This is a genomic window from Budvicia aquatica DSM 5075 = ATCC 35567 (assembly GCF_000427805.1).
Taxonomy (GTDB): Bacteria; Pseudomonadota; Gammaproteobacteria; order Enterobacterales; family Enterobacteriaceae; genus Budvicia; species Budvicia aquatica.
Window position 1 is genome coordinate 1 of sequence record NZ_ATYS01000069.1, and the last position, 19,626, is coordinate 19,626.

Genomic DNA, 19,626 nt, shown 5'->3' on the forward strand with positions numbered 1-19,626 from the left:
TAAATGAAACGACACTAAATAGGTTGATTAAACGTATAGGGTATGGCGGTAAAGCCACTGGGCATGGTTTTCGCCACACGATGAGTACCATATTGCATGAGCAAGGTTATAACACCGCATGGATTGAAACCCAGCTTGCTCATGTAGATAAAAACTCCATACGAGGAACCTATAACCATGCTCAGTATCTGGATGGCCGGCGTGAGATGTTACAGTGGTATGCCGACTATATCGATAAACTCGAAAAAGAAGGCGTAGTCTGTTGAAGAAAAGGTATTTTGCGTTCTAAGGCAGTCAGTAAAATAAAGAGAATAGAGGGGAGGCTTTTTAGCCTCCCCTCTTTTTGTTCATAATAAATTATGCGAATGAGACGTATTTATGAAAATAAAATCTAACCGACTAAAACGAAAAACACCGCACTTAACCATCACCTGTGATTTACCGATTTTTAAACCCTTCATTACAGTGCTGGCTAATGTTATCGAACGTCACCCAAAAATCTTCAGCATCACACTCAATTACAGCAATGCGGACTACACCGCAGAAACGGGCGGTTACCGCCCTGTGGAGATTAGACTAGAAAGGAAACAGGATAATCGCTGGCATATCTGTTACGTCACCGAGTTTACCTATATACCTACACCGTTTGGCCAAGAATCAACGTATGCCATTGATTTTGACTTCAGTCGGGAGTTGGGGTGTCAACTTGGTATGGCACCTGAGCCTATTGCTGCCTACGGCCCCCTGTATAGCCTCTGGCAACGTAACTTCTGCCATTACCATTCCCATGACATCTATCAGTGTAAGACCAGCATTGAGGAGGCATAAGCACCTATTCATCAAGGTACTCGTGCACTTTTCTCGTTTAACCNTTTCCTTCTTCAAGAATTCCCTCGATATCTTCCACATCCAAAATCATATCAGCCATGCCTAATGGTCTTCTATTTATTGTTTTATCGATGAAAATTATTATTGATGAACTATTTCAGCGAAGAGTGTTCGCCTTTAATGCCTGTCACATGACGATAGAGTACCGATCCTAGACATGCCCCCTCAAGCACGTTAGTACCTGAACTTGGTGCAACTGCGGCACTTAAACAGCATGCTCAACGCAAAGAACGGATATTGTCATGGCTGATAGGTCTCAACCATGGCAAGTCGTCGCTTCTATTTCAAACGTAAAATGTGACATTAACCATAGGGATTCAATTAACAATAAATAAACACGCCATTAACACTTGGTTAAAAAATAATCGATAGCAATAATCATTCCCCAGCAGAAAAATAATAAACGTTCGGTTGAAGTGGTATAGAGCATTGTTCCCCCATTTGATCCTTTTGCCGGTTTGGGGGAAGTTTTTTACTACATCGACACTAACAAATTATTACGCCGAGCCAGATAATACCCAGAAGGATAAAATAAATACCCCCAACGTTAGCGAGTAATATCTTTCTAATTTGCCCCGACCCAGATAAGGGGACTGACTTAAGATCACACCGATTTCACCTTTTGCTGAGCGATGATTATCAAGGTGGACAGTCATGCTATTACTCAGCGAAATAGATTTACCGTCGGCATGGAAATAACCCGCCCGCGCATATGGGTTAATGAATATCGCCTGAGCCAGTGAATAGCGATAATCGGGTTCCAGTACCCCAGCAAGACTCTCCTGCCGGCCTTCACCACCCGCGGCTGGCAGTTTTGGATTGAATCTCACGATCCGCTCCTACGGATTATCCGTGGCTACGTTGTCCCCGACGCTTCGCACCCTGAAATTGCTTTTAACGCACGGTCGGGTAAGGAACTGCTGGTGAGACAGCAGGTTTCTTCGCACTTATTACTACCTATTGGCTGAAACAATCACAGGAACAGCCTCGTGTCGCACCACAGAATTTGATACAGGCCCGTCCACCGTTATTTATTGTCAACAGATAGCACACCCCGATATATCACTTTATTCCCGCCTTCAATTTTGTAATAAGTTGATGCATTTATTATTCTGTTACAACTATTCACAAACATCAAACAACTCTATTCAACACACCTATAGGATACGTTTATCGAAATAGTTAAACTAATCATCAAATAGGAAATTGAGATGAAAAAGAGAACATTACTGATAGCCCTGTTAAGTTTATCCGTTCTCCCCGCTTTTTATACCCAATGTTCAGCGCTCACTGCAACATCTGCTGACTCCCCATTAATATTGAGCCAGATGAAATATGGTTCAGACTATGTGGTGGTTGGTAGTATTAATACCACTATTAGTGATGTGATTAAGTTATCGCCCGATACGGTAGAATTTTCAATCACCTACATATCTGAAGGCAGTACACCTAATGACGCATCTAACCGTAATAGCAACAATATGAAAAAATTGAATACCGCTATGTATGCACTTGGCATTACCGACCAAGATTTAACCACGGTGGCCTACCAAAATTATGAACTGACGTCTCAGCAAGAAATATCCAATGGCTCAACTGAATACCATCAGTCTTCAATAACCGTGAGTGCCGATATTACGCAAGATAAAGTATTTAACGTAATAAAATCATTAGAGACTAATAACATATTGAATATAGAAAAGAACCAATACGATAAGCAATATAGTTTTAAGATTATCGAAATTGGCAGTAACTCAGAAACCACAGCAAAATTAGCCAAAGACAAATACCAGAAAATAGAAAAAATCTTGAGTAGTCTTGGCGTTGACCCATTAACTATTCAGGACTATGAAAACAGTAAAACGGGCCCTAAAACTGAAGAAATAAAGAAATATTACGTGAATAACACGATTAAAATTAAAGTGACTAACTTTGATAATTTAGGCAAGATTATTGCGAAAGCCCAAGAGTTAAAAATGACTGTTAATAATGATATGACGTACAGCGTTTCAGATAACGCCAGAGATAAAATCATAGAGGATAGAGAAAAGGATCTTCTAAATAAGCTAACGGCTAAAACTGAACGTTTGTTGGGTAACTCTCCAAATGCCGACTATCAACTTGGTTATCCAAGCACCTTGACATCCGGTACAGTAAATCCAGTCAACCCATACATACCTAGAATGGAATCGCTTTCAGCCGTAATTAATTCCGGACAAATGCAAAACGTTGAAGCAAGCAATATAAACATTCAACCGCCCTCTGAATATGAAATAACACTGAGTATCTCAGGTACGTTTGATGTCATTAAGCCAGTAATTGTTTCTAATTCAGTTCAACATTGATAATATAAGGGCTCCGTCAATCTGCTCGGACTGATAAGTAAAGAGTAATATAAAAAGGATGACCGGATTTCGGCCATCTGAATAAAATAATAAATAAACGTTACTAGGCTTAATTATTCAATTCAGCGGCAGATCATTGGCTTGCTGAACTAACTATGAATAAACGCTACGATATAATCCCAGCTTCAGTATGGCAACACGTTAAATAACTTGTGGACTAAATAACTTCGCATATTAACGCTCCACTTTAGCAAGTCCGTGTTGATTGTCTGGGAACGGTGAAGCAGCCCTCATAAACTGATTGACCTGTTTCAGTAACTGCCACATATAGCGGCACTGATGGTTTCGCGTTATGGTTTCGCGTTATGGTTTCGTGTAACGATAACCACAGCAGTTCTATTGGGTTCAGCCACGGTGAATATGTCGGCAGGAATAACAACCGGAACTTCCCGTTTTTTTCCAGCCAGCGCCCTACTTTGCGGCTTTTATGAATGACGTAGTTATCAAGAACCAGCGTAATGGTTTTCGCTCGCCGGTATNTACACCGTAATGCCACTAACAGTCTGATAAATAAATCAGAATTTTTACTGCTGCCGCTGACGTAGTGGATTTTTCCGGTGCCAGAATGTAGTGNTCCAGCCAGATAATGCTTCTGGTTCTGCCCCGGTGTGGCGATACGTTTCTGTTGCCCTTTACGCATCCAGTCCGCACCGATTTTGGGGTTCAGGTCAATATCGACTTCATCCTGATAAAATACGGGATGTTCCGTTTGCTTCCGAGCCAGCGCCAGACTGATGGCAAGCCGCTTTTCCTCATAGTGCGGGTCTTTGATTTTTAGCGTTGGTGCAGNCCTGCGCCAGACAATACCTGCCATTTTGAGATATCGGTGCAAGGTAGAGGGATGGAGAACCACGTTAAAAAGTTGGTTGACGATGCGAGCCAGCAACTCCGTGCTCCAGCATGAGCGAAGCCAGCCAAAATCTTGCGGGGAACGTTGAACCAGCAGCGGCAGGAGCTTAAGAATATCCGCAACCGGCCAGCGTTGGGCGCGTCCGGCTTTAAGGCTTTTTAGCCCCTCAACACCATGTAAAGTAAACCANTTTATCCACCGTCCAACGGATGAACGGGCGGCGCAAAGTATTCTGGCGACGTCGGTGACAGTCATTCCCTGATGCAGCATCAGTATGGCAATGAGACGTCTGGCATAGTTTTTATCGAGGGTCTGCTGTGCTTCTTTACGCATCAACAGTCGTTCTTCATCAGGGATAGCTGCTATGATTGGCATCGCTCAGTCCGGTTGGTGGTTTGTTTCTTTTTGGCGATTGATCAGATCGCACAATCCGGGCTGAGTTCCCTCTAAGTGCTCTACTATTTTGCGAAGCTATTTAGCTTATCCCCATCAGTAACGGCAAAACCATTAACATCTAACATGCCGCACATAGAAAACAATAAGTTAAAAATAAATCAATTAGTTCGATTTAATAATGGGTTATCAGAACAGCATGAGCAGGTTTTGTTTTTTCCTGATGGTGATGAACCAACTCATGCGACATTTGCCGATAAAGTTTGGTGACAAGAGGGTGAGTGAAATCGGATTTAAATGATTTCTATTTAGTTGCTATTCTGGAATTACAACAAGGGCAAAACTGAATCAATTTAGGGGCAGTGCCGCCTCTTCGGATTTTAACCGGCAAAGGAGAATTACAGCGTGGACACCGCCACATGCGACTAACAAGAATGTTGTTAGCAAGAATAGACGCGATAGTATACAAAAAGATAAATACTGTTATTACTCCCTTGGGAAGTTTTAACCAAAAACTGACAAGCCATAAAACAAATATTACAGCCATCATAATTATTGTTACCCAACTACGAATCCGGACTCGGAATCATACCTACAACTAACTCACTGTTTTAATTTAATTTCACTGAGAAACTGTTGAAACAGAGCCCCCAATAAAGCCCCCATAAGAAATCGCTTTGTTTTTGTGATAGTTATCACAAAAAATCGTCATTTTGCGAATGAGTCTTCATTATGAGTGGAGTCAGGTTCACATATATGGGTTCTAAAAACTTAACTCCATCTCCAGCGGTAAAATCATACCTTCCGGCTTAGACATCCACAAGGATGCTGAGGCAGGTCAGTGGCGATAACGAATTACCGCCACACATTCGGCTAGTTTTCCACCATCAGTCGGGCAAGTTTGGCAAAAATCGAACTCTTACTGCTGTCGCCGCTCTTGAGCATATCCAAGGTGAAGCTGTTGAGATAAACGCCAGTTAATGGGTGGTTAAATACATCTACGGCATTACCTTGAGCGTCCCATATCAAAAGGTTTTCCACCAGGTTAGGTCGTGCAATTGAAGGATTTGTAGGTTGAGCGTCGCTAATCAGGACAAACACCCCATTCTCATGCGGCTGCAAGTACGTATGGTGATGCTTCATCTTTTGCGATTTGGTCAGTGGGTCGTGCTTTGAACGGCCTGGTGATATCAGATAAGGCAGTATGTTTTGCTCCGGTTTTGCCGAGCGAGTGATGGTGTACTCGTCAAAATTATCACCTTTACATTCCGCTAGCGCCTTTTCACGCTCCTGGTAAGCGTACCAATCGACTGCATCAAATATAGTCGGGCCAATCAGACGCGGCACGCGTACGCTGTTATAGGTGGTAAGCAGGACATCTGCGACATGGTCGTAAAGATAAAAGCTTTTGTCGAATATTTTCTTAAGTCTTTCCAGCGGGGGATGTTCAATCAATAGCCAGTCCAGTTTACCTTCAGTGATACCTGTATCTACCACCTTAAGCTGACCATTTTCTACTTTCAGTTCAACATGCCCAAGTAAAGGGGGATTGATTTTCGTACTACGTACCGCATAGGCGGTATAGTGGCCGTCTGTTAGGTCTGGTAGTGGGATGTGATGCTGGTTGAGTAGGTTCTCTTTGAACCACAACTCGGTTTTTGTTCGGCGGATCTTGCTGTTTAGCAAGTTAGCTGCCGACTTGAGACGGCTACGAGGCTTTGCAAGATCGGTATTGTATTGCTCGGGATTGTTTACTGATAGCTCATTAGTAAGGTCGATCGCATCCAGTAATTTGCGATCAATGTTGATACCCTGCAAGACCACAGGCAGCGGCTGCTGATTTAGCCACCCCTGCAAACGGTCCAGTTTAAGCTGGGTGTAAGTATCCCAGTTGAGTTCAGGCTGTTTTCGGGCATAGGCAAAGGCTGCATAGAAATCACTGTACTCAACGGATTCATCATCTTGCTGGTGGATGCTGTTGCTCCGTTCCCCATCTACTTTGTTGAGCACCAGAATGGACGTATTGGCAGGCAACTCAGAAAAGCCAGTTTGCTGAGAATGTTTAAGTGACGCCAGCGGCCAGAGTTGATACCCGGGGAACTGGATGGCTAATGCGTCAAAGAAATAGGCTTCTTGCGTGGTGCTGAATTCGACGCCGTTATTAACCACCAACAGCGTGTTGACCAGATGTTGATCGAGGTTGGTAGCGAACTGATTGACCTCGTGGGTGGCCTGAAATGGGATAGGCTGATGTGGGATCTCTAGTTCACTGAGCCGCTCGCAGGCAGCATTCATGAGCACGTTATAGGTGTAGGCCTGACATTCGCCATAGCCGCTGCGCTCACGAAAAAAGTCCAGTTTGCTATCCCGGGCATCGAGTTTACGCCGGGCTTTGAGCCGACGATTATCGATGTTAAACCACAAGCTGGTATCGTCCAGAGAGAGGTGCAACTCATCCGCCGGTTCGACCAGAAATTTTCGTTTGTGCAGGGTAAAGGCGAGTTCGTTATATTCTGAAGCATAAATGTCGAGTTCGAATGCCTCCATCACTCCAGCGCCGCTTTTCTGCGTGATGGGCTGACTCAGGCGAGCGTTGAGATAGAGCGTTGAGTTGAAGTAGGTCGGTGATACCGAAAAGCGCTCGCTGGCTTGTTCCAGCATTACCATTTTCAAATGCAAGCTGAATAATCCCTGAATCAGGCGAGACAGGTTGTAATTTTCGGCGGTGAGTTGTTGGCAAATCTTTTCAATACGTTCTGCCAGCGAGTGATGTGTCGGGCTATTCGGTGTTGTTGCAGGCGCTAAGAAAAAAAAGACATGATTGTAATTGGGTAAGAGATGTAACTCATATTTTACGTCCTGGTTGGCACCCAGACCAAGTTTATGCCGCACACAGGATTTAACTTCCTGATGGATACGCGCATAGTAATCAGCAGATTTTTCTTTTCGATCTTTAGTGAAGCGCTGAACCATAAAGTCTATTGTATATACATTAGATATCGGGGCCAATAGGAGTTGAACTGTCGTCAACTGATCTTCTTCAAGCTTGATCAAATTGGTGCGGGCAATCGGGGTATCTGTCAGTTTATTCAGATTAGGGATCATGAGACTTTTCCTTTAGTCGGCAACTTTTCTATACCCAGAAGGGTGTGTAACATCGGATTAATGTCCAGCGTGATGCCCAGTTTGGATTTTTCCAGAGGGCGCTTACTCTCTCGATTTTTTGGCCGATAATACTGGTAGTCAGTTTGGAATAGATTAAGGTAGTGGATCGTGTGATCTACATTATCTTGCCACATCAGGTTATTGGGATTCTGGCTGTAGGCGACGTTCAGATAGACAAACCGAATACGTTCGTAACGACCTGCTAACGCCGCCTGGAGCTGTTCCCGCCCAGTTGAATCAGCCTTCTGGCTTACAAGACTTCGGATCTGGCAAATCTTGTTGCCGCTTTTCTCAAGCGTTTCTTCTGCCCGCGCCAAATCGTCCAGATGCGTCGCCCAGCGCTTAACGTCGATGCAGAGCAAGTCGTCGCCCACTTCAATAAAGCGATCAAAGAATTCATATACCAGTGGTTCAAGACATTCAAACACTTGCGGGTCGGTGAGGGGGACAACACCATAACTTTTCAGCACTTTATCAAATAGATATTCTCCGACATTACCTTTGAGCAACGGAACCAGCCTGGGGTTGGGCACCCATTTTTTGAATACCGTTTCCTGAATATTGTTACATTCACGAATCAACGTACCGACCAGATTGCTGGAGTCCACATCGTTTCTGTACTGCGGGAAGAGGGTGAGTTCTGGCTGATATACTCTGGCGCCGCCAGCGAAGTCCGACAGGGCGGAGTAATCGCTGTGGGCAAGTCCATCCGGCCCGCGCTTGTGACAAAGTAAGATGGCTTGATTGTCTTGCTGGCGATCAATAAACAGTGAGTTGTGGATAGACTGCATTTGCCGATTGGCAGCATAGATAGGGTGGGCCTCAAGTTTTGCCAGCCAGCGTTCTGGATTAGTAAAGGATTCAGGTGCGCGGAACAAATTACACAATTCGAGATATTCAACGTTGCCAGCGCGTACCTGATTTATCCAGTCGGTTTTCAGGACTCGTTTGTGAACTGCATCGATGCGGCGACCATTTGCTACCACAGTCTGTTCAAACGCATGCCGCTGTTCTGCATCACTAAATGACTGGCTCTGACTCAGTTTTTCGCACTCATCCATGAGGCGGTGGTTAAGCAAGGACATGCTTTCCGATACCACTTCGTTGCCGCTGTCTTCACTGAGAGCTGCGAACTGGAATGCGACATTACGGAACACGCCGCGAGGTAAAAAGATTTCTGTTTTCAATAGCGTGTCGCGACGCTCGACCCGACCTACGGCTTGTACGACGACTTTGAACAGACTCATATCATGTTCGGCCATCAGCAGACGATAATTTTCTCCTTGGGCAAAATTAACGCTGAAATCTGCCAGCTTGTGGACGGTAATATCATCATCGGCGTAGTGTTTAAGCACGGTAACGTAGTTGGGCAATGTATTGAGGTTTGCGCTATTCCCTTTCACCTCGCTATAAAACGATGAATTGATTAGCACTAAGCGCTCAAAATCGACATCCAGACGCGGCGCATTCGTATCATTAATATCGCCGTCATGGTATTTAACGAAGTAGTTGAGGCCAGTACCCGCGCTGTTGTAGGTACTCATAAATACCAGTACGGTGTTGCTGTTATCGATATAGGTCTCGTTCCTGATATCTTCGACATTGGCCAACGGTGAATCGAAAAAGACCAGATGGACAGTGTGATGCCCTTTGAATGGGGTAAAGGTTAGGATCTGGTCATGCTTCTTATTGTTATCCGTTTTTTTATCGCACCGGGAGTGCATACCGTATTGCTGGCGCCATGCTGTCTGGTGTGCGCGCCAGGCACTAATAAAGGCTCGCTTAAACGCCCCTGAAAGTGACAGAATCAGGCTGTTTTTACCCTCGTATGCGGCAAGCAATAACGCCTCCAGCTCCCGACGGTACTGACGCTTTTTATAAGAATTTTTTAGGGCGTATTCCAGTGGTACTTTTAACGCGTCGAAAACGGTGTCATATACCTCACGAAAGATCTCGCAGTTTTGGTAAATGTCGGTTAATTCAGCCTGTTCGTCATCAAACATCTTGAAGTCGACGCTGCGGATACGAGCTCTCAACCCGCGTAATGCCTTGAGCGTATCGACATCTGCCGTTTTGCGTTCAACGACCCGGTAGCCAAGGTCGTGGCTATAGCGCGCCAGGAAGTGACGACTAAAGTTACCGTTTTTGGTGTGGCTAAAACCGCTAGTGGCACTAAGCCCGATAACTTTATTGTGTGTGCCGGTTAATAAACGTAGCAGCATGGCTTCGGGCAACTCTTGTACCAGATCCATCTCGAACGCCAGAATGATTGTGCGTTCAGCTCCCCTGTTCACGTAATTGAGTTCAGCTATTGGCGTCATCGTGAATACGGTTTTAGGTTGCAGATAGGTGTAGAAATGATCAATCAACAAATTTTTATCGGTGGTACGATCAAAGATATGACGCACAACGCCGGCTACGTTATTGGCTGCATCAACAAACTGGCCCAAAGGCGTGTTCTGACTGCTGGAATTATCCTGGCCGCCGTTTTTCACCCAACGCTTAAAGTCGCGGTTGGTGATTTGAGCGCATGCGGCGAGTATGACGGATACCAACTGGAACAGATCGTGCAGGGTAGGATTGGTGTCGCTGGCATCATTTTCGACTTCGTAATACAGCTCGGTACGTGTTATGTCGCCTTCGCTGTTACGCATACGAATGCGTTTAAGTCCCTCTTCATTGACGTACATTTTAGCGTTGAAGCTGAAGACGTTATGTGTGATTGAGATGATGCGTTCGGCGGCGTCGCCGTTAACTTCAAATGCCCCTAACTGATCCCGAAACATTTCCAGTATTGATCCCAGCGTCGTACCGAATGAGAGTTCACACTTTTCTACCAGTAGCTCGCGCAGGGTGGCGATGAATTTGACCATCTCTTGCTCAAAGGTCGTTTGCGCGTCTTTGGTCTTGTTTCGTTTCTCCAGGCTACATACCGCATTGTGAATGCGCCCTGTCACTGAGATGACATGCGCCAGGTTGTTTTCCTGTTTGACCAGTTTCACATGGCATGTTTCTTCAAGGCGGGTATAGGCTTCATGAAGTTCATCAATGATCACCGTAAAGCGAATATTCTTCTGGCGAAAAGGACAGTCTGGATTGCGTCTGAAGTGTTCGTCGCGAAGATAGGCGACTTGCCCGGCATGATCGGCAGCCGCAACGGTACTGATCTGCGGATCTTTTGGTTTCAGCTTGCCGCCAAGGAGCAAGTCAAAATCTACGGACTCAAAGCGCACGCCTTCGCCTTTTTTACGAGGAGCCAGGCGGTAAGTTGATGTGTCGAACTTGTTCGTGGTCATTAACAGTACCGACGGACGGTACTGGCAAACTTCAAAAGGTAATACCTGTTTAATAAGCTCGAAGTAGACTTCGTGTACGCTTATCTTCGGTTCGGACTCTCCTTGTTCTCTTGCTGTTATCGCTTTTTGCATTCGTTTCTGGCGTGCCTGGAGTCCGAGACGAATGTATTCTTTAATGGAGGCTTTTTCACTATCTGATCCAAATAGTGATTTACAGGCTGACTCAATCGTATTGCGGATGCTGTGACGGCAGTTTTTTAGCTGCTCTTCGAGCATTTCTCTGTCGTAGTTGGTATCCTGGGTGCTATATGTCGCCAGCTTTTTCAGTTGCTCTTCGCAACGATCTACTTGTGAGACAAGATAATTGAGCGAACGCATAGCCACTTTTATAAGGGCGCTGCCTTTCGCCCCTTCGTACCATTGAGTATAACGGTCGCGGTTTTTTAGCCCAGATGCCCAGTCCATAAAATCGAGGTCGGCAATATCCCTACGAGCAAGAACGCAAATGAACTCTCCTCCTGCCGCCTGAATTTTGTTTTTCTGGCTGCCGTCCAGGTCGATTTGTGATTTTTGCGGCGACATGAATAGCAGGTTGGTAAAGCCGCCTTCGGGAAACAGATAACCTTGCTTCTGGGTTTGGGCAAAGCGTGTTAAGTATTCTACATACCCCTGAATCACACCGTAGCTTTTGCCAAATCCAGTACCGTCGGAACTGAAAATCACTTCGGCACCATCACGCTCATGTACGTGATAGAGTTGTGAAGCTTGGGCACGACAAGCGTTAATTTCTTCAATCAGTGTTACGTCAGGAGTTTGACGGGAAATGAGGTCCTGTAGGTTATTATCAATAGTTTTTGCGCCAACACGCTCATATTGACGATAACTACTAATGGTAATTTGGCGGTTTTCGGTCAGAACCTTTTCCACCTGCATTGGGAAAAGGTGCAATGCAGCCGCGATTTCACTGATGGTATCGGATAGTGGCTCGTGCAGGTTGCTAATAGAGAAGCGCTCTTGTACCGCTGCAACCGTATCTGGATGCAGCGCTTGCCTGAGTTTTGGGAAGGTAATGCTGTAATTATAGAGCGCCAAATCATTGTTTATCAGGCAGCGGAAGGGTTGTTTAGCTGGATCACCTCCGGGGCGTCCGGCAAATCCCAGGATTTTTGCCTGTTCGAGGCGATACAGCAATGCTGAGGCATCACGATAAGGTGAATCAAATTCAGTGTGGAGTTGCAGGCTAAATGGCATCGTGGCATTTAGACGGTCATGCCCGACCAGTGCAGAAAAGTGCTGGCGCACCAGGGTGAGCAGCTTACAGTCTTCCTCAATAGTCCAGGTTTTTCTCATTTTTCTATCCTCTAATATAAATGCCCCTGCAACCACTCAGTCACACGTGCAACATCAAAAGCTCGTAACCCATACTCCTGCGTCAGCAATGCCTCCGGTAAGTACTCATCATATTTTTCGAGGCACTTTTCAGCGATGCTTTCGGCAAGACGGGATTCGGAGGGCAAACCTTCCTTAAGTGCGCTGGCTAACGTCTGCTTAACTTCCGCTACCGTGGTTTTTTCAACTTCAACCACACCAGCAAATGAGCCCGCCTTGAAACCGCGCTGGATAAGTAATGCCGACAGCGTATTTACTGTTTGGTCGCCCAGCCAAGGGAGGATGTAGACATGCTGCCCCTGCTGAATAAAGCCTTCAGTAGTCAGGTTATTGTTGCGAAAACAGTGCAGACCTTCATCAAACAGGCTTCGGGCTGTGGCATCGGCAAAGTCGGCTTTGCGATCGCCAACCGCGATGCGGTAGTCACCTTCCCGGTAGATGATTAACATTTCCTGGCGGACGACATCATGAATGGACATCCCTTGTCCGCCAAATAACGGTGGCTGCCCACCTTTCGTCGCCTCGACATAAATCACTTTTTTGTCACTGTCTATATCGGTCACTTTCCAGCGCCGTCCGCCGAAAATAATATGCTGGTCAGGCATTAGGGGAGAGTCAACGGGAATAGAACCCAGCGTTTTACTCCCTGCGACAATTCGAAATTCTTCTGGTGTGCTGAACACGGCGTAGAAGGTGTATTGATTAACCTGACGCTCGCCCTCGATGCCCAGTACCAGTTCACCGCTGGATAGCTGGGTCAGAAACTGGAGTTCTCCCATATGCTTCAACAACGTTTTGAAGTCATCGATTATGACTTTCTGGAATGGCCCTTGTTGACATAACTGCGACCAGATCTGATCTGCTCGTACGCCTCCCCATTGCGCAACAATCGCCAGGATCTGATGAAACAGGGTGGAATAGTGTATCTGGCGAGTATCGGCGGGTTCAAACCATTTGCTGCCGATGAGTAAGCGGATCATGGCCAGCGACTGAACAAGCTGGAGCCTGAGCTGATCAACAATGCCTGATGTCGGCGTCAGTTCACGTTCGGCAATCAGCATTCTCAATACGGCAGGTGAGTCGCGTCTGCCGGAACGTCCCATACGCTGGCGCAGGCTGGCAACGGAATGCGGTGCGGTAACCTGCACCACGGAACTGACTTTGCCGATATCGATGCCCAGTTCAAGGGTCATGGTACAAATGGCGGTGGTAGGTAAGTTGCCTTTCTGGAGTCGTTGTTCGAGCGCTTCGCGCAGATCTCGGGACAGCGAGCCATGATGAGGAAAGAACTCGTTGGGAACGATGTCCATTTCACTGAGATCGCCAAGCGTAGCGGCGATGCTTTCGGTCCGTTTACGGCTGTTGGCGAACACCAGATGGGAATCACCACGGCAGAATCGAAATATATCGTAACAAATCTGCGTCTCTGCCGAAGGCGGCGGCTCCTGACCTGAAATAACCAGCGGTTCCCGATATCCTTTTACCTGAACCTTTAGTGTGGCATTGCTCCGACTGTCGGTAATAATGTCGCAGGGTATACGTTGATTTGGCCGCAGAGATAACGGTACTCGCTCCAGTTCTCCCAGCGTTGCGCTGAGTGCGACCCGAGGAACTGGATTGTCGATTCTTCCCAGCAGGTGATCGATCCGATTTAACAGAGAGAGAAGCTGCATACCCCTCTCAGAACCGATGAAGGCATGGAATTCATCAATAGCGATATAAGCCAGTGGAGCAAAAGCCTGCTTTAACCATCCCGCATTACGGATCAGCATCGCTTCCAACGACTCTGGGGTAATAAGCAAAATACCGGCAGGATTTTTCTTCGCTTTTAGCTTTTTGCTTTGTGCAACATCACCGTGCCAGGGTGTGACCGGCATCTCCAGTGCATCCCCCAGACTTTCCAGCCGCCGGTGCTGATCGTTAATTAAGGCTTTGAGTGGGCTTATGTATAAAATACCGAAGCCGCCCTGAATATTTGCAGTAGCAGAGCAGGCAGGCAGGAAAAAGGCTTCGGTTTTACCTGCTGCAGTGGCAGCGCTGATCAGTACGTCCCGATCGCCCGCTAATATTGGTGGAATGGTTTTTTTCTGCAGATCCCGAAGATCTGCCCATCCCTGCCGGTATATCCACTTCTGTATGCGTGGATCCAACCGCCGGTATTCATTCATCATAATCTGAAGTCGGCCAGGCCGTCCGCATCAGTATCATCTGCTGAAGATAACTCATCCATATCGCTGGGTTTTTCCTCTGTAACAGCAATACCGGCAACCAACTGTGACCACTGAATGGACGGGTTTTGTTCCAGCACGGCAAGCATATCCAGGAACGCTTTAATTGTGTTCCGTGGCGTACGGAAGTAAGCGTCGCCGATGGTATTGCTACAGTGGCGTAAAAATGCCGTCAGGGCTTCATCAGGAACCAGATAGTTATCCGCTTCACCGCTGGCATAAACGTGACGAAGATTTTTCAACAAAATATAGAGTTCTTCCGGCGTCAGGCTGGCCAGATGCAGAGAAGGGGATGAATAATCAATAACGCCTGCTCGCTGGGCAAAACTGTTTTCTGCCAGCCGCGACTGGAGCGCTTCGTAGCTGTATAAACCTTTACGCGGATCGAACAGGAACTCTGGTGTGCCGCCGAGCAGAAAACCAATATGTTCAGCCGTTCCCTGAAGGCAGTCATTCAGAATACGCAGTATTTGCTCATAGTTAGCAATCCGGGCTTGGGTATTACTGAGCTTGTAGAGGTTCACCATTTCATCCAGATTCACCAGCAGACCGGCATATCCGGCCTGGCGGACAAATAGGCTCATTAGCTTTAACGAATCGTAGAAAGAGGCGTCAGAAATAATGGTGCGCACGCCAAGATCGTTACGAGCATCTGTTTTCGTGGTGTATTCGCCTCTCAGCCAGCGGATGGCATTCGATTTTAGTGTTTCATTATCCTGCTCGTGGCCTTGCCAGTAACATTCAATCACTTTGGCGAAATCATAACCGCCAACCATATCTGACAAGGCGGCGAGTTTTTGGTGGATAATAGCCGGAACCGACGAATTTGTGCTTTGTGCTTCTTTTCGGGCTTCGGTGATAAAGCGCTCAACCACGCTTAATAAAGCATTTCCATCCGGCTTATTTCGGGTGGACAGATTCTTCATTAATTCAGAATAGAGATTACGCGCTTGTCCACCGGTCGCGTGGATGCGCCTGTCCGGGGATAAATCGGCGCTGATTGTCACCAGCTTTTTCTCTAATGCAATTGAACGCACAACGCTTAGGAAAAATGTTTTACCTGAACCGTATTCCCCAATAATCAGCCGGAACCCTGCGCCACCATCGACGATACGTTCAATATCCTGATACAACGCTTTAATCTCGTTGACACGGCCAACCTGAATATGCTGAATACCAATTTTAGGCGTAACGCCTGATTTCAGTGACTGAATAATAGCGTCTCTTTCTTTGAGACGAATGCGAATGCCAGACATAAATTATCCTTTGAGTTCTTGTGCAATTTCCAGGTCAACGTAAATATCATCGTCATCATCAAGCACCGGCGCGTCAACCTGTTCGAAAGACCAGTCATTAATCGTTTCAATTGCACCACTTACCATCAAATTAAGCTGCTGGCATAGCTCAGCGACGTCGTTTCGCGCCCAACGCTCTTTTTCCAGCAGGCGCTGATAGAGTTGGTGATGTGCTTTATCAAGACCTGTTGTTGGGGGAGCCGCAGTATCTGCTGGCGATGCGTCTTCGGTTGTATCTTCGACAAAGATTGTGCTCAGTAGAAGACGAACATCGGTGGTGTCAGACTCATGGCGGGCAAGAACAGTTTCATCGAGAGAAAATGTGCTGCTTGTCTCTGATGTGGCCTGTAACGTGGCTGACGAGGTTTTTTCTGCCGTTGACAGGCGATGGATATCACTGGTGACGGTATTGCTGTCCAGCCCAAGGCTGGCGTAGATTTTTTCCAGTTGTTTAATTTCTGCCGGATCGATTTTGCCATCCGCGCAGGCAACGTGAATAATAACGTTGCCAATTGTAGATTTTTCTTTATTGCTGAGTTGCTCAATTTTGCCTTTCAGACCAGCCATGCTGGCGGGTGTGTTTAGTCGCCAGACCAGGTAGGCGTGCAGCGAGCGTTTCTCCATCGGGGTTAATGAATCATTATGGTCAATGATTTTCTCCAGCGCTGCCTGTTCAGCAATGTCCACGATCTTATCCATTTGTGCCATCATTGCGCCCAGCCGAAGCGCCACGGAGACTGACGTAAATTCCTCAGACGGTATGTAGAATTCAGCGTGCCCTTCGGCAAATAAAACAAGATTACCTTCTGGCTCTGGTTTAACCAGGTGATAGCGCATATCCGGCGCAATGCCGTAGCCTGCTCGCCTGGTGAAATTTTGCATCAATTCGGCTTCTTTTTTATTGATCTTATCCGGTACTGGCATACCCAGTCTGGCCCAGAAATCAGCCACCGTTGCCAGCCCCGAGTTCTCACGGATCCGCTCATCTGCCCAGCGTTTAAATCCAGCGAACATCTCTTCTGCATTTTCAGTCAGTATTTCGTCGGGAAGAAGCATGATGGCGACGACATCACTTGCTGAGGCATCTTTTTTACCGAGATAGCGACTGTAGGCATCCAGAGCGTTGATGCAGGATTCTGCAATAGGAATTAATTTCTGAACTGGAGCTTTTAAAACGCTGGGATCGGGAAGATCAGTGAGTTCAATACGTACTCCCCGCAGTGTATTGCTTGCGGGAGTATAATCCAGTTTCAACCGGGTCTTGTTCGGTTTAACCACCAGACCCTCGCCAAATTTTTTGACGTAGCGCTGTATAAACAGGGCTGTAAACACCTCGGCACAGCGCCTCGCCGGAGTCCGTAGGGTATATTCGGGATAGTATTTTAGCCATGCCAGAGCCAGACCTGCTGAAACGGGCTCTCCTTGCGCAACCGTTGAGGCAAGACGGAACTGAAATAACAGTGAGCTTCCCGAGGCAAAGTATTCGTTTTCATTCTCTAACACGATGATAGCAGGCCGAAGGAGTGCCATGGTTTCTATTAACTGTGTCGAGTAACGACGAAAGGAATTGTTTGCCTGAAACAGGGTTCTCAGACGCAACACCTCTTCAAATAACGATTTGAATTCATTATCTGAAATAGCCTCCTGCTTTCCGTCCACCAGGATGCGGCGCTCAAGTCCGTAAAAATAGATAAAAATGTAGCCGATAGGGCAGCCAGCATCGTTGCGTTCGCTTGCCAGCCAGTCAAGGTAAGCACCACGACAGCGAGGGGAGAGCGTTGAAAAACTGGGCCAGTATCCCAGAGACTCATCTTCGTAATGCCTTGAAATATACTCAATGGATAAGGCATCGTTAACCAGAGAGGCATCTGAACCATTGTTATAATTATATTCATGTGATGAATATATTTTTAAGTGATCCCCAAAATAAAAGTTACCGCGAGAAATGACGGTATTTTGAATCGTGATGTTTTCTCCTTGTTTGATCCACCGCGCAGGCCTTGTATTACGTCGGGCGGCGGTTTCACACGTCTGCTCGCGACTGGTACGGTATTCAACCGTTAACCCATTAACCACAGTGAACGTTGCCAGTTCGTCATCGTCGGATGTCCGAGAATTCATGCTTGCCACGCTATTGGTTGGCTTATTGAGAGGTTTTTGTCGGGACGTATTATTTATTTGGCTGATGTTTCTGCCGTTTATTCTGGGGGGAGGTAACTTTTTCTTTTTGGAAAACAAAAGCCAGATAACAGCCAGCGCAATAACAAATATCCAGAAATCCATGCCGTGTCCTTAATTGCGGTTAAGGCTTCCCGGCATTGTTCGACAATCGGCAACGGCGGCAAGCATAAAACTGGAAGAGAGATCGCAGGATCATACCGTGCCTGGGCTGGAGTACAAGCATAAAAACCACATTATTCAACAGGGTTACCGACGCCGATATTGCCGCCGCTGAAAACCAACTGGAAAGTCTGTTACCAAAAAGCCCGTCAGACGAGGCTGAACAACGTTCCATACCGGCTCGCAAGCCATTGTCTGAACATCTTCCTCGCGTGGGAAAAGTTATCTCGCCAACGTCAGATATTTCCAAAGGATTACCTGAGGTTGGATTGGTCACGCAGGTTGTTGCCAGTAAATACCGTGACTATCAGCCGCTCTATCGCCAAAGTCACATCTTTGCCCGTGATGGTGTTGAGATCCCCGTCAGTACGCTGGCCGGAGGGGTTGGTGCTGCCGGAGTTGCCCTGGCGCCACTGGCAGAGCTACTGCGTCTGGACCTGCTGAAAAGAACCGTGGTGCACGCCGATGAAACGCCGCTGCTGATACTGGATGCGAAACAGGTGCGTAACTGGGACTACATACCAGAGGTTTACCTTAACCCGGAAAAAGAGGCGGCTTAACGTAATTTAANTACATCAGGCGACAACTGCCTTGAAAAATGCCGTTAAACGGTGTCCATCGTAACGGTAATACGCACATGGGGAACATCAACGTGTATCAGGCACGCCGCTTGCTACTTAAGCTGGTCGATGAAGGGGCCGTGATTAAAACCGGCACGAGCAAAGGCCTTCCGATACACTGGTGGCTTATCGGTGCCGATAAAAATCAGTCATGCCTCAGCGATGGCGAAAACACACATTGACACCCCCTCCCCCCTGACGACCTAACAACACCGCCTTGCTTGTTCAACTCATCCATTATAGCGACTGAGAGCAGGTGATAAACCAAAGACTGGCGGGTGGATTGTTACCCACATTGCCTGATGCCAGATAGACATCATAACGGTTACCTCCCTGTGTTTCACGGGCCCAATAGCTGTAGTCATGCCAACCCGCACCGTAAGCGCTCAAACTGCCCCAGGCATTCCATAATGGCCCGTCTCCGGCTCGCGCACTGCCCGGCCCCGCACTCAGTCGAGTCCAGCTCGGTACGGCGTAATTCCCCCCGGACTGTGCGGCACACGCACTGTCAGCCTGTGAGGCCGTTCCCGCCACAGAACCCTGATGAATAAACCACTCATTGACGGTAAATGTATAGATGGACTCACCGCCACCCACCTTGTCGATGGCCTTAATCACCACCGTCTTATGGGTAGATGACGGGGTTGCCATAAAACTGACCCGCCCCTGACTATCGACCGAGACCCAGTCACTCTGCGTCGACCAAGTGTATAACGCATTGTTCGCCACAGTGTCACCCAATCTCACCTGAAACGTG

At 47.0% G+C, this 19,626-nt stretch carries 11 protein-coding genes and 3 pseudogenes; 6 read left to right on the top strand and 8 right to left on the bottom strand.

The window, feature by feature from the left end; all coding sequences use genetic code 11:
* On the top strand, positions 1 to 266 hold a 266-nt coding region (locus YWE_RS27875), incomplete at its 5' end, for a tyrosine-type recombinase/integrase (protein ID WP_036016550.1).
* Between the two features lie 112 nt (positions 267 to 378).
* A complete protein-coding gene (locus YWE_RS0118970; protein ID WP_051323441.1) occupies positions 379 to 828 on the top strand; it encodes a DUF2787 family protein in 450 nt (149 codons plus the stop codon).
* Between the two features lie 557 nt (positions 829 to 1,385).
* On the opposite strand, the gene YWE_RS0118975 is transcribed toward YWE_RS0118970, so the two are convergent.
* Complete coding sequence (locus YWE_RS0118975; RefSeq protein ID WP_029095947.1) at positions 1,386 to 1,718, bottom strand: autotransporter outer membrane beta-barrel domain-containing protein; 333 nt, start codon at positions 1,716 to 1,718, stop codon at positions 1,386 to 1,388.
* A 381-nt stretch (positions 1,719 to 2,099) separates the two neighbouring features.
* Here YWE_RS0118975 and YWE_RS0118980 point away from each other — a divergent pair, with 381 nt between their 5' ends.
* Positions 2,100 to 3,233: an SIMPL domain-containing protein gene (locus YWE_RS0118980; protein WP_029095948.1), complete on the top strand. Its 1,134-nt coding sequence runs from the start codon at positions 2,100 to 2,102 to the stop codon at positions 3,231 to 3,233.
* Positions 3,234 to 3,358: 125 nt separating this feature from the next.
* Positions 3,359 to 3,442 (top strand): annotated as a pseudogene (locus YWE_RS29820) (Hha/YmoA family nucleoid-associated regulatory protein); the annotation flags it as partial.
* 25 nt (positions 3,443 to 3,467) lie between these two features.
* On the opposite strand, the pseudogene YWE_RS27880 reads toward YWE_RS29820, so the two are convergent.
* From YWE_RS27880 to YWE_RS0119015, 6 genes and pseudogenes are all read right to left on the bottom strand, one after another.
* Positions 3,468 to 4,518: pseudogene (locus YWE_RS27880) on the bottom strand (IS630 family transposase).
* Between the two features lie 891 nt (positions 4,519 to 5,409).
* The gene (locus YWE_RS30965) at positions 5,410 to 7,641 is read right to left on the bottom strand and encodes a hypothetical protein (protein ID WP_029095949.1); all 2,232 of its coding nucleotides are present in this window, start codon (positions 7,639 to 7,641) and stop codon (positions 5,410 to 5,412) included.
* Entirely contained in the window at positions 7,638 to 12,347 is a 4,710-nt protein-coding gene (locus YWE_RS0119000) for a hypothetical protein (RefSeq protein ID WP_029095950.1), read from the bottom strand. The genes YWE_RS30965 and YWE_RS0119000 overlap by 4 nt, the downstream gene beginning before the upstream one ends.
* 11 nt (positions 12,348 to 12,358) lie before the next feature.
* Entirely contained in the window at positions 12,359 to 14,557 is a 2,199-nt protein-coding gene (locus YWE_RS0119005; protein ID WP_029095951.1) for a DEAD/DEAH box helicase, read from the bottom strand.
* Positions 14,554 to 15,870: an ATP-binding protein gene (locus tag YWE_RS0119010; RefSeq protein WP_029095952.1), complete on the bottom strand. Its 1,317-nt coding sequence runs from the start codon at positions 15,868 to 15,870 to the stop codon at positions 14,554 to 14,556. The genes YWE_RS0119005 and YWE_RS0119010 overlap by 4 nt, the downstream gene beginning before the upstream one ends.
* Before the next feature lie 3 nt (positions 15,871 to 15,873).
* The gene (locus tag YWE_RS0119015; RefSeq protein WP_029095953.1) at positions 15,874 to 18,192 is read right to left on the bottom strand and encodes a tellurite resistance TerB family protein; all 2,319 of its coding nucleotides are present in this window, start codon (positions 18,190 to 18,192) and stop codon (positions 15,874 to 15,876) included.
* Positions 18,193 to 18,440: 248 nt separating this feature from the next.
* On the opposite strand from YWE_RS0119015, the gene YWE_RS29150 reads away from it, so the two are divergent.
* Together YWE_RS29150 and YWE_RS0119025 are read left to right on the top strand one after the other, a co-directional pair.
* Positions 18,441 to 18,809, top strand: coding sequence for an IS66 family transposase (locus tag YWE_RS29150; protein WP_161628781.1), 369 nt, complete (start codon positions 18,441 to 18,443; stop codon positions 18,807 to 18,809).
* 77 nt (positions 18,810 to 18,886) lie between these two features.
* A complete protein-coding gene (locus YWE_RS0119025; protein ID WP_154661425.1) occupies positions 18,887 to 19,051 on the top strand; it encodes a hypothetical protein in 165 nt (54 codons plus the stop codon).
* A 55-nt stretch (positions 19,052 to 19,106) separates the two neighbouring features.
* Here YWE_RS0119025 and YWE_RS30970 read toward each other — a convergent pair.
* Positions 19,107 to 19,626, bottom strand: a pseudogene (locus YWE_RS30970) (hypothetical protein); the annotation flags it as partial.

What these genes read in the sequence shown, in the direction of transcription:
- YWE_RS0118970 (WP_051323441.1), top strand. Translation starts at nt 379, where the DNA reads ATGAAAATAAAATCTAACCGACTAAAACGAAAAACACCGCACTTAACC.
- YWE_RS0118980 (WP_029095948.1), top strand. Translation starts at nt 2,100, where the DNA reads ATGAAAAAGAGAACATTACTGATAGCCCTGTTAAGTTTATCCGTTCTC.
- YWE_RS30965 (WP_029095949.1), bottom strand. Translation starts at nt 7,641, where the DNA reads ATGATCCCTAATCTGAATAAACTGACAGATACCCCGATTGCCCGCACC.
- YWE_RS0119000 (WP_029095950.1), bottom strand. Translation starts at nt 12,347, where the DNA reads ATGAGAAAAACCTGGACTATTGAGGAAGACTGTAAGCTGCTCACCCTG.
- YWE_RS0119005 (WP_029095951.1), bottom strand. Translation starts at nt 14,557, where the DNA reads ATGATGAATGAATACCGGCGGTTGGATCCACGCATACAGAAGTGGATA.
- YWE_RS0119010 (WP_029095952.1), bottom strand. Translation starts at nt 15,870, where the DNA reads ATGTCTGGCATTCGCATTCGTCTCAAAGAAAGAGACGCTATTATTCAG.
- YWE_RS0119015 (WP_029095953.1), bottom strand. Translation starts at nt 18,192, where the DNA reads ATGGATTTCTGGATATTTGTTATTGCGCTGGCTGTTATCTGGCTTTTG.
- YWE_RS0119025 (WP_154661425.1), top strand. Translation starts at nt 18,887, where the DNA reads ATGGGGAACATCAACGTGTATCAGGCACGCCGCTTGCTACTTAAGCTG.